General features: G+C 57.9%; 9 protein-coding genes and 1 pseudogene. 9 read left to right on the forward strand and 1 reads right to left on the reverse strand.

The window, feature by feature from the left end; translation table 11 throughout:
- The 9 genes and pseudogenes from tssK to FW789_RS13920 all read left to right on the forward strand — a co-directional run bounded on the left by tssK (nucleotide 1) and on the right by FW789_RS13920 (nucleotide 10,756).
- Complete coding sequence (gene tssK / locus FW789_RS13880; protein ID WP_103436935.1) at nucleotides 1-1,338, forward strand: type VI secretion system baseplate subunit TssK; 1,338 nt, start codon at nucleotides 1-3, stop codon at nucleotides 1,336-1,338.
- A 1-nt stretch (nucleotide 1,339) separates the two neighbouring features.
- Nucleotides 1,340-2,152, forward strand: coding sequence for a type IVB secretion system protein IcmH/DotU (icmH, locus tag FW789_RS13885; RefSeq protein ID WP_446431610.1), 813 nt, complete (start codon nucleotides 1,340-1,342; stop codon nucleotides 2,150-2,152).
- Nucleotides 2,153-2,285: 133 nt separating this feature from the next.
- A complete protein-coding gene (locus FW789_RS13890; RefSeq protein WP_103436934.1) occupies nucleotides 2,286-2,801 on the forward strand; it encodes an Hcp family type VI secretion system effector in 516 nt (171 codons plus the stop codon).
- Nucleotides 2,802-2,875: 74 nt separating this feature from the next.
- The gene (locus FW789_RS13895) at nucleotides 2,876-5,041 is read left to right on the forward strand and encodes a type VI secretion system Vgr family protein (protein WP_446431611.1); all 2,166 of its coding nucleotides are present in this window, start codon (nucleotides 2,876-2,878) and stop codon (nucleotides 5,039-5,041) included.
- The gene (locus FW789_RS13900; RefSeq protein ID WP_242548619.1) at nucleotides 5,038-5,964 is read left to right on the forward strand and encodes a DUF4123 domain-containing protein; all 927 of its coding nucleotides are present in this window, start codon (nucleotides 5,038-5,040) and stop codon (nucleotides 5,962-5,964) included. The genes FW789_RS13895 and FW789_RS13900 overlap by 4 nt, the downstream gene beginning before the upstream one ends.
- A pseudogene (locus FW789_RS13905) lies at nucleotides 5,957-8,949 on the forward strand (T6SS effector BTH_I2691 family protein). The gene FW789_RS13900 and the pseudogene FW789_RS13905 overlap by 8 nt, the downstream one beginning before the upstream one ends.
- Before the next feature lie 3 nt (nucleotides 8,950-8,952).
- Entirely contained in the window at nucleotides 8,953-9,843 is an 891-nt protein-coding gene (locus tag FW789_RS13910) for a DUF6708 domain-containing protein (RefSeq protein ID WP_103436931.1), read from the forward strand.
- Nucleotides 9,840-10,094 carry a PAAR domain-containing protein gene (locus FW789_RS13915; protein ID WP_340612451.1) on the forward strand — a complete coding sequence of 85 codons (255 nt, stop codon included), beginning with the start codon at nucleotides 9,840-9,842 and terminating at the stop codon, nucleotides 10,092-10,094. The genes FW789_RS13910 and FW789_RS13915 overlap by 4 nt, the downstream gene beginning before the upstream one ends.
- Before the next feature lie 128 nt (nucleotides 10,095-10,222).
- On the forward strand, nucleotides 10,223-10,756 hold the full coding sequence (locus FW789_RS13920; protein WP_446431612.1) for a hypothetical protein: 534 nt from the start codon (nucleotides 10,223-10,225) through the stop codon (nucleotides 10,754-10,756).
- 439 nt (nucleotides 10,757-11,195) lie between these two features.
- Here FW789_RS13920 and FW789_RS13925 read toward each other — a convergent pair whose 3' ends face one another.
- Nucleotides 11,196-14,099 (reverse strand): hypothetical protein, encoded by a 2,904-nt coding sequence (locus FW789_RS13925; RefSeq protein ID WP_446431613.1) that lies wholly within the window; start codon nucleotides 14,097-14,099, stop codon nucleotides 11,196-11,198.
- Between the last annotated feature and the right edge of the window lie 81 nt (nucleotides 14,100-14,180).

Here is a 14,180-nt window from a genome sequence, read left to right on the forward strand (position 1 = left end):
ATGAGCTCACGTAATCCCGTTCTCTGGCCCGAAGGGCTGTTCGTCAAACCGCAGCACTTCCAGCAGGCAGCACGCGCCAGCGAGGCTGCGTTTCATCAGCGCCTGAGCAGCCTGAACCCCGGTTTTTTTGGCTTCAGCGAACTGCAGCTCAACGATGAATACCTGAGCCTGGGCAAGGTGGCCATCACCCGAGCCCGCGGCATCATGCCGGACGGGACAGTGTTCGATATCCCCGCTGACCTGCCACCGCCGCCACCGCTGGAAATCGACGACGACGCATCGCAAAACGGCGAGATCTACCTGTGCCTGCCGCTGCGCACCGAAGGTGGCCGCGAAGTGAGCTGGCCCGACGATGCCGCCAACTTTCGGTACACCGCGCACGCCGAGGAAATCAAAGACACCCACACCGCAGATGGTGATCTGGTCCAGGTCGAGTTAGCAGTGCCCAATCTGCAGATCAAGCGCAACAGCGAGGACCGCAACGGCTATAGCCGCCTGGCCTTGGCGCGGATTCTCGAGAAAAGCCCGAACGGCGCATTGAAACTGGACGAGAATTTCTATCCGACCAGCGTTTCGGTACGTGCGGTGCCGGCACTGCAACGGTATCTAGACGAGATCAGCAACACCCTGCGTGAACGCGCCCGCAATCTCGCGGCACGGATCGGCGCAGGCGGCCAGTCGGGTATCGCCGACATTCGCGATTTCAATTTGCTGCAAGCCATGAACCGCTGGTGGCCGTGCTTCCAGCATCTGTCACGCCAGCAGCATGTCCACCCCGAGCAGCTCTACCTGAGCATGAGCCAGGCCTGTGGCGAGCTGGTGACCTTTACAGATGAAAGCAGGCTGCCGCAAGACTACCCGGCGTATCAGCACAGCGCCCTGCGGCCATCGTTCAAGCTGCTGGAAGATACCCTGCGTCGGATTCTAAGCACGGTGCTGCAACCCCGCGCCATCTCCCTGCCGCTACATGCCCATGACTATGGTGTGCTGACAACAACCCTGGATGATCGGCGCCTGGTAGACCAGGCCGAGTTCATTCTGGCGGTCCGCGCCAGCCTGCCGCCAGAAACCCTGCGCCAGCAGTTCATCCAGAAAGCCAAGGTCACCTCGCTGGAAGCACTCAACGACCTGGTGCCGCTGCAACTGCCGGGTATCCCGCTGCTACCGCTGCCGGTGGCCCCTCGCGACCTGCCCTTCCATGCCGGTTTTTGCTACTTCGAGCTGGACCGGCGTAACGCCGCGTGGGCGACCATGCAGGAAAGCAACGGCTTTGGTTTTCACATAGCCGGTGAGTTCCCGGGCCTGGAGATGCAATTCTGGGCGATCAGGAGCGAATGAGATGACCTTTGGCAAAGCGAAGCTCGGTAGAGCACCTGATGCTGAACACACCAACCCAGTGCCTGCAGAACAGCCTGACACTGCCGCTGTCAGCAAGCATTACGCAGCCGATCCAGCATTTCAGCTGCGTGGAGGCTTCGCCAATCCCATGGTCGACGCAGCGATGCCGCTGCTGGGCCTGGTGATGCGTCTGCGTAGTGTGGACGAGATGGACAACATCGATGAAGTCCACACCCAGGTGCAGACGCAAGTCAGCAATATCCTCGAGGAGATGCGCCAGCACGCCTACGAGCCCGCCCATCTGCTGGCCTACTCCTACGCGCTGTGCCTGCATCTGGACGAAGCCGTGATGAGCCGGTCGTGGGGCAAGAAGTGCCGCTGGAGCCACGAGCCACTGCTGAGCATCTTCCACCACGAGACTTGGGGCGGCGAGAAGTTCTTCACCGTGCTGTCGCGGATGATGCAGGAACCCAAGCGCTACCAACACGTGCTCGAGTTCATGTACCTGTGCCTGTGCCTTGGCCTCAAGGGCAAGTACGCCATCGCGCCCAAGGGCGACGACGCCCTGCAGACGCTAATCAACAAACTCTACAGCGCCATCCGCGAACTGCGCGGGCCTGTGCCTGAGCAGCTTTGCCAGCCGCTGAGCAACGTCGCCCCACGCAATTACCGCATGAACCGGCAATGGCCATGGTGGAGCCCGCTACTGCTGTGCTCGACCGTGATGGCTGCGGTTTATGGGCTGTACAGCTACCGCTTGCACGTGATCACCAACGAGGTGCTCAACTCGCTCGGCGGGATCCTGCAGCAATAGCCCAAGCCAATCGAACTCAACCGACTCAACCCGTTTAGCGAAGCCTCGGTTTCGTTAGCAAGCCCATCGCTTCCGATGGCCACGTCCTCTTTGGAAGACGTGTTTTATCCACATGGATGCAGGAGATTCTGCCATGCCAACACCCGCTTACATCAAGATCGAAGGCCAGACCCAAGGCAACATCACCGCTGGTGCCTTTACCTCCGACTCGGTCGGCAATGTCTACGTCGAAGGCCACGAAGACGAAATCCTGGTGCAGGAAATAAAGCACCAGGTGACCGTCCCGACCGACCCGCAAAGCGGCCAGCCGTCCGGCCAGCGTGTGCACAAACCGTTCATGTTCACCAGTTCGCTGAACAAGGCCACGCCACTGATGTACCAGGCACTGGCCAGCGGCGAGATGCTGCCCACCGTCGAAGTCAACTGGTACCGCACCTCGGTCGAGGGCAAGCAGGAGCACTTCTTCACCACCAAGCTCGAGGACGCGACGATCGTCAACATCAACACCGTCATGCCTCACGCCCAAGACAAGGAGAACGCCGACTTCACCCAGCTGATCGAGGTCTCGATGGCGTATCGCAAGATCACCTGGACCCATACCACTGCCGGCACCGAAGGTGCCGACGACTGGCGAAAGCCGATCGTCTGACCTAGCTGCATCGCCCCAGCCCAGCGCGCCTGGACTGGGGCATCACCCCCTCGGACGGCAGACAAGGATTTCATATGGCTAGCCAATCTGATCTGCGCTACAGCTTCCAGCCACTGCTCGCGGGTGGCGCCAGCTTCGAAGTGGTCTCGTTCACCCACGACGAAGCCTTGAGCACGCCCTTCGCTCTTCACCTGGAACTGATCAGCTTCAGTCATGACGTCGACTTCGGCAAATTGCTCGACAAACCCGTGTTGTTCACCGTCTGGCGCGGCGAGCAGCCGGTGCGCTACGTGCACGGTTTGGTCAGCAGCTTCAGCCAGGACGAAAGTGGCTTTCACCGGACCCGCTATCGAGCCCTGGTCGAACCGCAACTGGCCCGCGCGCGGTTACGCTCGAACTGGCGCATCTTCCAGCAAAAAACCGTGCCGCAAATTCTGCAACTGATGCTCCAGCGACAAGGCATCACCCAGTTCGACATCGGCACCAGCTTTGATCATCAGGTGCGTGAATTCTGTGTTCAGGCCGGCGAGAGCGACCTTGATTTCATCGCTCGCCTGGCCGCAGAAGAAGGCTTCGTCTACAGCTTCGAACACAGCGCCAAGCAGCACAAACTGCTGCTCACGGACCGCCTGTTATCGCTCGGTTTGATTAGCCGTGGTGCGCTCAAGCACGAAGACGCTGACGCTCGCTATACCGCGCCGGAACCGCTCGCTGCCGACACTGTGCTGTACCAACCCAGCGGCGGTGGCGACCAGGCCATACCCTGCCTGCGCCGGTTCAGCTATAGCGAACAAGTACGCACTGCACGCCAGGTGCAGCGTGACTACACCTTCACCAATCCGGCCTATCGCCAGCAGCACTCGGCAGCCAGCAAAGCCGGGAATCAGTCCAGCGACTACGAGTGCTTCGACTACCCCGGCCGCTACAAGCGCGATGTGGCTGGCAAGCCCTTCACGCAAACCCGCATGACCGGCCTGCGCCACGACGCCTGCCTGGCAGAGGTCAACGGCGACGATGTGCGCCTGCAGCCGGGCCTGTGCTTCAAACTGATCGAACACGAGCGCCAGGACCTCAACGTGCACTGGCGGGTGATCAGCATTCACCACGAGGGCAAGCAGTTCACCTGCCTGCAGGAAGAAGCCGCCGAAGCCGAGCACGGCACTCACTACCAACAGAGCGCGGTGCTGGTTCCAGGCATGAGTGAGTGGCGACCCAAACCCCTGCAGCGGCCCCGCGTCGACGGCCCGCACATGGCCACCGTGGTTGGCCCGCCGGGCGAAGAGATCTATTGCGATGAATGGGGCCGGGTCAAGGTCAGTTTCCCCTGGGACCGAGAAAGCCGCGACAACGAGTTCAGCTCCTGCTGGGTGCGTGTGTCGCAGGGCTGGGCCGGTGGCAGCTGGGGCTCGATGGCCATCCCGCGGATCGGCCAGGACGTGATCATCCAGTACGTCAACGGTGACCCTGACCAGCCGATGATCACCGGCCGCACCTACTGCGGCAATCAACTGCCGCCCTATGACCTGCCACAACACAAGACGCGCATGACCATCAAGAGTCAGACCCACAAAGGGCCGGGCTTCAACGAGCTGCGCTTCGAGGACGAACTGGGCCGGCAGGAGGTATTCATTCATGCCGAGAAAGACCAGAACAACATCGTCAAGCACGACGAAACCACCTTCGTTGGCAACGACCGTGAAGAGCAGGTCGAACACGACGAGACCATCAGTATCGGCCACGACCGCCGCGAAACCGTAGGCAACGATGAACAGGTCTCGATCGGCCAGGACGCGTTCGTCACCATCGGCCGCAACCAGACGATCAAGATCGGCAAAGACCGTGTCGAGTCAATCGGCAACCACCGCCATGATGAAATTACCGTCAACCATCACACCCGTATTGGCGGCAATCAGGAGGTGCAGGTCGAAGGTCATGCAGAACTGTTGGCGAAAGCGGAGATTCGCCGTCGCACCGCTGTGTATGACCTGCAGGCAGCTGATGCCGTGGTGATCAAGGGCCCGGGCGGATCGATCCGCATCGACAACAACAGCATCACTCTGGACACGCCGACTATCCGCATCAATGGCCAACTGCTGAAAACGCCACAAGGCGCAGGCAACTCGTTCTCGATCGCCAGCGCGCCCCTCAGCGGCGAACCCCTGGATAACAGCTGCGGACGCCAACCTGACGGCAGCTGTTCGCTGCCCGACTGCAGGTGCCTGGGGGGCAGAAGCTCATGACTGTCTTCCCCTCCCGATACGTAGCCGAAGGGCCACCAACCAGCGAGCACTTTCGCTACCTGTTGCTGATGACCAACACACTCGAGGACCTGGCTTATCGCCCGGCTGCTCAGGACTCCCGGTTTCTGCCCGCCTACGCCCCGTCGGTGCTGGAGCTGATCGACGAGGTGACCAAGCGCCCACCGCACACGTGGATATGGAAGCGCACGGCGCTGGACGATGAGCACGAGTTTGGGCCGCTACTGGTCGACATTTCCCAGGCGCCCGAGTTGCTGGAGCACGCCGTTGCCGAATGGATGCCGGTCGACGCGGCCATCGCGATCGACTCAGACCTGCCCCTCGTCGAACTTGCAGACCACTTCAGCAGCATGATCCAGTTCGGCATTCGCGGCGCGGAAATCAACAACCACTCGCTTGATCCCAACCACCTCGACGCCTGGCTGGATGCATTGGCGCCAGATAACCGCGAGGCCTGGCTAGGGCCGATGGCTCGCTTGGGCTGGCGGATCAACTGGGGCCCCGCCTTCGAATGGCGACAGCTTGAACGCAGCCCGACAGTTGCGCGGCTCAGAGTCGAGCCGATGTTGATGCTGGAACAGGCTGAAGTGCACAAGCTGGCGTGGGGCCTGCACGACCATTTTGTCCTCAGCCTCGCCCACAAGATCATCGCCATGCCGCAGTACACCACGCGCAGCCTCAGTGAAATAAGGCCGTGGATCGAGGCGCTGCTGCCGCAACTCAGAGACCTCAATTTCGCCAACGAAACGGTGGCAGGCCAGTTTGTCCTGCTTGTGGCTGCGCACATGTGGCTGATGAGCAATCAACAGGCAACCGCTATTTACACCAACCTCGAAGAGTCGCCCGAAGCCCGCCTTCGGCAGATGCAGGCGCTGGTCCTGAACAAGGAGCCCCACCATGACTGACCCCGCTGTCACCCGTGCGTCCTCAGGCCCTACCTGCAGCGGCCGCGTGCCCATCCTGCCGGTGCGTTACGCCATCGTCCCGCGGCCCGCCGATGCGCCAGCATGTCGCTATGCGGAGTCCGGTTTCAACCTCGAACAAGGCTTTACCCCGCTGCAGCACTCCGCCTACACCCTGCGTGCTCTGCGCCCGGGCTATGTGTATGTGTTCATGAAGGGGACGAAACGCGAAAAGCTGGTCATCCACGAATACGACGGCGACGGCCACTATCAGGAACTGCGCTATCGCGGCCTCGATTGCTACCACCGTCGTAACCGCTATATGGGCAGCCGTACCTTGGGCTGGGTTTGGGCCGACACCAGTGCCGAAGCCGGCAAAGAAGTCTGGATCGCTTACAGCCCGCACCTATGGACCAACGCCATGACCGCCCGCATCTGCCAATCTGCGGCCCTGCGCCAGCGGCATATGCGTTTGCTGGACACCGCTGAACTGGTCGCCGGCAGCAAGCAGCCCTCGACTCAGCCGCACGTACTGCCCGTCAGCGCGCTGAAGGAATGGGTAGAAGACTTCAAGCCCGAAGACCGGCGCATGTCGTTGACCTGGAGCAGCCACCCGATAAAGGAAACCCTGCCGATGGGCACCCTCGGCGCAATGCTCCGCCAGTACCCATATACCCAGCCGAAGATTCCGGCGGTGGTTGCGCTCAATGACGCAGAAGGCATGGCCCTGGACCTGAGCCTGTCGGTTTCGGCCTATCAGCACCAAATGCGCGACCTGATTCCGTCCGAGCAACTGTACCCCCATGAGCCTGAGCCGAATTCCGAGCAGGCCTGCGTGCCCAAGTGCTTTCGGTTGGATACCGAACGCCTGAGCCCACAGAGCCGCGACTTCCACCACCGCAACCTGGTGGCGATGCTGCTCGACAAGACGCTGGTCAGCATGTATCCAGCAAAACCTCGACGCTCAATAGATGCAGCAGCGCGCGCGCTGAGCATGCCAGATGGCCGCCCCTGGCCAACTCCCGCTGAAGCACGCTACCGCGCGCTGACCCACAAGTCCTATTCGGAGCACGGCGCACGGCTCGGCTTGCGGATTGATACGGACAAGTACCATAAATTTCTGGCCGAGCGCGATGAGCTGGAAAAGCGTATTACCGTGCTGCGCAAACAAGCCCTGCAAGCCAGCAACGACCACGACATCTGGCTCGGCACAGCTGAAAAACAGCACATTGAAGACCCCACCAGCCTCGCCGCAGCACTGGCCAGTTACGACCGCGATAACCTCACCTCCGCCCGTGGCCTGGAGATGTCCCTCGCCCTGCTGATCCACCCCATGGGCCAACCCGCGCTCGGCACGGAGGACGAAGATCGGCGCTTCAAGCGATTGGAACAGTGGCTCGACCAACATGACAGCCCGCTGTATGTGGCGCTGGCGCCGTTTAATCCGTTCAAGGACAAAGCTGACTCTGTCGGGAGCTTGTTAGGGGGCAGTGACAATGTAATCCAAGGACTGGCAGGGCGTTTCCCGGCGATGGCCAGTATTACTGACCTGACTGCACAGTCGGTCATGACCACAGTACTCAAGCGCATGGACGGAAAGACTCGCTGGGACGCCAGTAATAAACTTCGCAAACAGGTACTCCTGGCGGCGTCCGAGGCCAACGCTGAGAAAGCATTGGGACTGCTAGCAGCCCGGTATCAAATTACCGACCAGTTCCTTAAGGAAAGTCCATTCAGCCAGGAAGTAGAGCGATATCTTAAAAGTGGGATGGCTGAGGTAGAAGAAGTAAAGAATTTGCGCATCACGGGCAACCGGGGGGTGACATTGGAAATGACAGTAGAAAATAGGTTGAAGCCGACGTTTTCCGGGCTGGCTCTAAACGGCGTAAGCACGGGCTAAATTCCGGAATGTTATTGTTCAATATACTCAGTCTTAACTCCGCTTACAAAAGCGTTCAGAAAAATGATGCACCTGAATACACAGCAGCGTTCGCCAGCTCTATTCTTGGGCTGATAGCGGCCACAGCAGCGACATTGACAACCGTAAGAGCAGCTTACAAATCGCTGATGCTTAAATTTGGATATACACCCCCTGGCCTATTTTTTGGTAATGGTCTCGCAAAGTTTTTAGGAAGTAACTTGTTTGCTCGAGCGTCTGGGTATCCAGCCATAATTACCAGCTTTTATTCCGACTATCAAAAGTCCATCAGGCAAGATTTAAATGGTGACCATACAGCATCAACATATACTTTTTTCGGTGGAGCCGGCACTGCAATCGGGTCGATACTCATGCTGGAAGGTAGTTTAGCAATCGCGGGACCAACCGTAATAATTCCATTCTTCGGGGTAGCGGCAGCTGGCGTCGTTCTGCTCGGCGCAGCAATTTTAGCTGGCGGCCTCTACCTTCATGCAAAATCAGCCGAACGGATCCACAATCCAATTGAGCTTTGGGCAGCCAGATGCGTTTTTGGAAACAGACGCAATGACGGCGAGATAAGAAAAGGCGTAACGCTAGATGTTGATAAAAAATTACCCAGTTACAACAATCTAGCCGAGGAAATAAGATCCTGGCATCTCGCCTCCTACTCGCCAGCCTTATTATCCTCACATGATGCCGAGCGCTTCGGCTTGAAAGGTCTAGATAGTAGAATTTCAGACAATCACACATGGGCACCGCCTAACTGGACAGCAATAGTTTACAACGAAGTTGAGCAAAGCAAAGCCACCGTCGAATTCACTGTGTTGCTTCGCGGCTTTTTCCTTGGCGTTAGCAGCTGGACCGCAGAGCTTTATCTATTCACACCTGACAACGAGCCTCTAATGACTTACACCATTCCTCGATGCCACCTTGTGGCCGAAGGTTTAGTACTCCATTTCAAAACACAAATTCACCAAAATAAATTAGCCAAATTAAATATCAGCTATCTAGCTAAGGTCGGACTGGATGAACATGCTGAGTCCTCAACCACGCTTACACTAGGGGACTGAGAAGTGGCAACGACCTGGATTTTTAACAGCGAAACATCTTCGACACATCCACCGAGGCTGACCTCCCAAGCAGTCAGTATAAATGGAGACGTCCTCGTTCTACGAAACCCATGGGTGACAGACTCAGTATTCATGGCGAAACTGTATCTGGCCCTCACACTGTGCCTTGCAGCACTAATCTATCCAGACATCCTAAATGACGAATACAGAGAGCTTCTTACAAATCCATTTTCCATTGCAAGATATGCATTATCCCCACTTATCCTCATGCCATTTCTGGCATATCGGATATATTACATACGCAACCTTTCTGCCATTTACCTCAACAGGAATACGCAGAGCATCTATTACAAACGCATAAAAAAACTGATAAAACTGGACTGGCACAAAGTTGGCGGCGGAGTCTCAAGACGCACCGAGTTTGGTGGCGCTTCATTTAGCACACACTATGCACTTGCCTTCGCCCAGCGTCGCACAGATGGGAGCTTTAACCAAAGAGACGCGCTCTGGATCGACAGCAATGATTCGACTGAATCAGATGTGAAGCACGTTGCTGAAGCTTGGGAGTACCTTCGTCATTTCATGAATCATGGCCCAGATAAACTACCTCCATTTGGCGAACCCAACTGGCTGTACCGACCTCTGCATGAGATTTGCCTGACTCCGGCTCAAGCGTGGCAGCATTATGCTCCATGGCGTACCGGTGAACCAGGTGAGATGCAAGGGAAGAAAACATGGCTGCTTCCTATATGGGCTGTTCTATTCCCCTACAACCTTTCACTAGCGATATGCTGGTACGTGATGTGTCGAGTTTTTAATATACGTACAGCACCACCTCCCGCAGAGGCGTTTGAACAAGCCCCTGTCAAAGCAGCTAAGAGAGCGCGCAAATGAAACCTATCGTACTTGTCGGCCATCGACATAGCTGTCCTATCCACGGCGAAGGCACTGTGACAACTGGCTCAGATGCTACTTTGGTCGATGGCCGCCCGGTAGCACGTGTCGGGGACAAGATAAGCTGCGGCGCGGTAATCGAAACCGGCGCTGACTGCACGATAATTGATGGCCAACCGGCCGCACGAGAGGGAGATACGACTAGCCATGGCGGAACTCTAATTGAGGGTGATTCAGGCTGGCTGATCTAGTAAACATGAAAGCTCTTATGGAAATTGTCAGTGACACATCCCGAACTCCGCCACGACACAGATGACACTCATCTTAAAGATCGAGTGCAAACTGGTGAGCACGCTAATAAAAATAGAGGAAATTCAAAATGGCCACGCTCTGGCTGTTCAACGCAAATACCAGTTCTGGGCATGTGCCAAAAATACGCAGCCAGCTTTCCGGCATGGATGGTAAATTGCTGACCCTGCGTAACCCTTGGGTCGCTGACTCGGTCTTCATGGCCAAGCTATACACGGCAATGATAGTCGCAACGGCTGTCTTTGTTTACCCATGGACTTTCGACCCCAACAATTCTTTCGAGGGAGCGCACGTACTTTTGGCGATGTATATGACTACCCCATTTATCTTTGCGCCTTTTCTAGATTATCGAATTCTGTACATCAAGAAGCTTTCCAACTTCTACCCGAATCGCTCGACAAAAATGATCTACTCCCAGCGCTTTAGTAAACTCTTTACCTTCAATTGGCGCGAAGTCCACGGCGGACTATTAAGGCGTGTCGAGTTCGGAGGATCTGGATCCAGTACTTGTTATGCCCTGCGATGTCAGCTATGCGAACATTCGCGCAACTCAGCATCACACAGACCTGTAGAAACGCAGATACTTCATCCCGTGTTTCATTAGCGACATAGGCCAGCGTTCACTCTCGCCCAATCTCCGCCTTGCGGCAGATCACGGGGCAAGCCCGCTCCCACAACGATGGGTGACCCTATTTTTCGTACAAAACCTAAGCCAGAAGCTATGCCATTTGGGAACAAGCCACAACAACACGCCTCGGCCTGGCAGAATCAAGGCGTGTCGTTGCGTTGACTCAACGTGCAGCGATCACGCTCTGCCGCTGCTGAGCCATCTATGCACGGCCACGGCTGGAACTTGTCGCATGATACGTTACAAAGGTATCGAGCCGATTGCGAACCGCGGAGTTACCCCCCCCCCCGCTGAGCTGACCCCCAACTGATCACCCGGCCATCCCCGCCGCAACGCGACAAAGCCATTGGCATTGGTGTAAAGCGCCTGGATATCCACCAGCTCACTGACTCGCGGATCCGGCAGCTGGACAATTTCAAGCAATCCAGAACTCAACAGAACGAGAGGACTGTCCTGGCCCAGTGCCCCCCCGCAGGACGTGATAGGTCACGGTGATGTTGCCACCCACATTACCCCGGATCACTTCACCGTCAATCTTGAACCGCTGCTCGCCCGCCCTGGTCACTGGGTGCGTCTGGACGTCCGGATGCGCGCCCGTCACTTCGATACGCACCTTGTCCTGCGGTTGCAACTCGGCGCTGGCGGCGATGAACACCGTTACACCTTCCGGGTAAAAAACGTGGTCAATGACCCAACGAGTCCTATCACGGATGGCCTCTTCAATATGCGGATCCGGCAGCGCTGGCATGACAATTTTAAGCACGGTGAAATCAACAGAATCAGAGGACTGTTCTGGCTCAGCGCCCCCCCGCAGGACGTGATAGGTCACGGTGATTGTGCTGTTCTCATTACGCCGGATCACTTCAGCGCCAATCTTGAACCGCTGCTCGCCTGCCTTGGTCACTGTGTGCGTCTGGTCGTCCGGATGCGTGCCCGTCACTTCAATACGCACCTGGTCCTGCGGCTGCAACTCAGCGCTGGCGGCGATGAACACCGTTGCACCTCCCGTGACAAGAGCGGGGTCAATGATCCCCTCATCGGTGGCCTCTTCAATTTGCGGATCCGGCAGCGCTGGCATGCCAACTTCAAGCACGGTGAAATCAACAGAATCAGAGGACTGTTCTGGCTCAGTGCCCCCCCGCAGGACGTGATAGGTCACGGTGATTGTGCTGTCCTCATTCCCCCTGATCACTTCAGCGTCAATCTTGAACCGCTGCTCGCCTGCCTGGGTCACTGTGTGCGTCTTGTCGTCCGGATGCGTGCCCGCCACTTCGATACGCACCTGGTCCTGCGGTTGCAACTCGGTGCTGGCGTCGATGATCACCGTTGCACCTTCCGTGACAAGGACGGGATCAATGACTCTCTCTTCGGTGGCCTCTTCAATGACCAACTCCGGAAGCTCCGGAAGCTCCGGGAGAACAGCCCCAACTTGCAGATAAAGTTTCGCAGAAGAACTGACCTCTCCATCTACCCTTTGCACACGGTAGGAAGCGACTACTTCATTTCCATCATTGGCGTTGACCAGCGCCTTGCTGATGGTCAGCTCGAACTGTCCGCGGCCTATGTTGGAGTTGGTGATTGTGATGGAGTCTTCCAGCGACGCGGCTTCATCCTTGCCCTTCCAGCTGAAGTGCAAAACGTCTCCCACCTTGATGCGTGCATACTTCAGCACAACCAGCTTGGTACCTGCGGCCGGTACCTTATCCGGATCGAGCACACCGTCTTCGGCGTAGTTCACCGTCGGCTCGGTCAGCTCGGCCCGTGGCTCGCCAACACTGAAGATGATCGTACGCTCCGACATACGCGGCGACTGCCCGTCCCGCTCCAGCCTGTAGAGCAGCACCAACTTGCCACCCTCGATCGCTTTCAGGTGCCTGCCCTCGACCGTGAACGGAATCGGCTCCTTGCGCTGGACCTCGCCGTTGCTGATGTCATGCGGGTCGATCGCCGGGAAGTAAGGGTCCTTGTCTGGCTTCTCCCCCTCCCAGATCAGCGTGATCACATCGCCTGCCTGCATGCTGTCGTCCCAAGGCACTTCGACGGTGGTTGCCAGCAACGCCGGATCCAGCATCCCCTGCTGGGCATCCACTGCGTCCGGTGCGGCGAGGCGCACCGCTTCGCCGATGATGGTGACGAACTGGCCTCGGGACTGGTAAGTCCCTTCGGCCCGCAGCTGCTCATAACTCTTGAATGCCTGCGCGCTCATGGCCTGGCGCGCCGCCACCGACTTGACCAGTTCATAGCTGAATTTCGCCTGGGTCTGGGCCAGTTGGCGCACATCCGCATTGGCGATGGGGATTTCAACTATCCCAGGCACGCTCGAGATAGGCTCGGACAGGTAGGTGACGCTCACCGGGCGGCCGTCCTCGGTCTCGCCGGACAGGTTGGCCTCGATCGTGTCGCCCACCACAAACGGCTCTTTAAACGCCACCACTTGGAAGGTCACATCGGCATCCCCCAGCCCCTCCAGATCGAGGACGTTGCTCTTGGCTTCCTTCACGATGCCAGCGTCAAGGCGTGCATTGCCGGTGTCGACCACCACTCGCTGCTCGGCGCTCCAGTCTTCGGAGCGGTTATCAACCAGATCATAGACTTCATAGGCCAGCGCCAGGCCTTTGTCATCCGAGTCGCCCGCCGCGAGGATGACCGCTTCCTCGACCAGGATCTCAACAGGATGCTCTTCGGGGTTTTGCACCTCGGCCTGGGTCACCTCATGGAAGACAAACTGCCCACCCCAGCTCAGGCGAATCCGGTCGTGCTCGGCCATGACCGGATAGGGCTCGATGGTCACCACCACGCCCTGCTTGGCGCGATCCTTGTCGACCCCGTCCTTGACTACATCGTCTGGCAGGCTGAACTTGAGCTCGGAATGCCCAGGGTTGGAGCCATCCTCGTCCTGGCCACCGGGGCGTTCGAGCTTGATGTAGACCGCAGTCTTAGCCGAAGGCTCCTCGACCTGGCCCAGGCGCTTGACTGCGTAGCTCAGGAGGGCGCTGCCAGTCTGCATTTGCACAGGCGGGACAAAGAGCGTCTGGACCTGGTCGATAAGCTCCTCCGTTACGGTCTTGCTATCGACTTCTTCATCGTTGAACAAGATTCGAACCCGGTCACCGCGGCCCATCTCCGGCCACGCCGGCACGTACAACTGAAGGCCTTTTGTGGGGAAGTTCTCGTGGGCGGCGGCGAGGTTGATGCCCAGTTGACCATCGGGGGGCACAGAGCCGGTATTGCCGGGAATTGAAAGTTCGTCAAGCAGCAAAGGCTTGACACCTGACGAATGAGCGGTGGTACCACCTGCTGGTTGATCGTTATCCAACATTGCGCAGCTCCTTACTGGGTGATGGATCGGTAAGGGCTATTGAGCGCCGTGCGAGGTGAACTCGCTACTGGCAAAAATGAT

The sequence above is a fragment of the Pseudomonas sp. 1121_17 genome (genome assembly GCF_052850745.1).

What these genes read in the sequence shown, in the direction of transcription:
- FW789_RS13915 (WP_340612451.1), top strand. Translation starts at nt 9,840, where the DNA reads ATGAAACCTATCGTACTTGTCGGCCATCGACATAGCTGTCCTATCCAC.
- tssK (WP_103436935.1), top strand. Translation starts at nt 1, where the DNA reads ATGAGCTCACGTAATCCCGTTCTCTGGCCCGAAGGGCTGTTCGTCAAA.
- FW789_RS13925 (WP_446431613.1), bottom strand. Translation starts at nt 14,099, where the DNA reads ATGTTGGATAACGATCAACCAGCAGGTGGTACCACCGCTCATTCGTCA.
- FW789_RS13890 (WP_103436934.1), top strand. Translation starts at nt 2,286, where the DNA reads ATGCCAACACCCGCTTACATCAAGATCGAAGGCCAGACCCAAGGCAAC.
- FW789_RS13895 (WP_446431611.1), top strand. Translation starts at nt 2,876, where the DNA reads ATGGCTAGCCAATCTGATCTGCGCTACAGCTTCCAGCCACTGCTCGCG.
- icmH (WP_446431610.1), top strand. Translation starts at nt 1,340, where the DNA reads ATGACCTTTGGCAAAGCGAAGCTCGGTAGAGCACCTGATGCTGAACAC.
- FW789_RS13900 (WP_242548619.1), top strand. Translation starts at nt 5,038, where the DNA reads ATGACTGTCTTCCCCTCCCGATACGTAGCCGAAGGGCCACCAACCAGC.
- FW789_RS13920 (WP_446431612.1), top strand. Translation starts at nt 10,223, where the DNA reads ATGGCCACGCTCTGGCTGTTCAACGCAAATACCAGTTCTGGGCATGTG.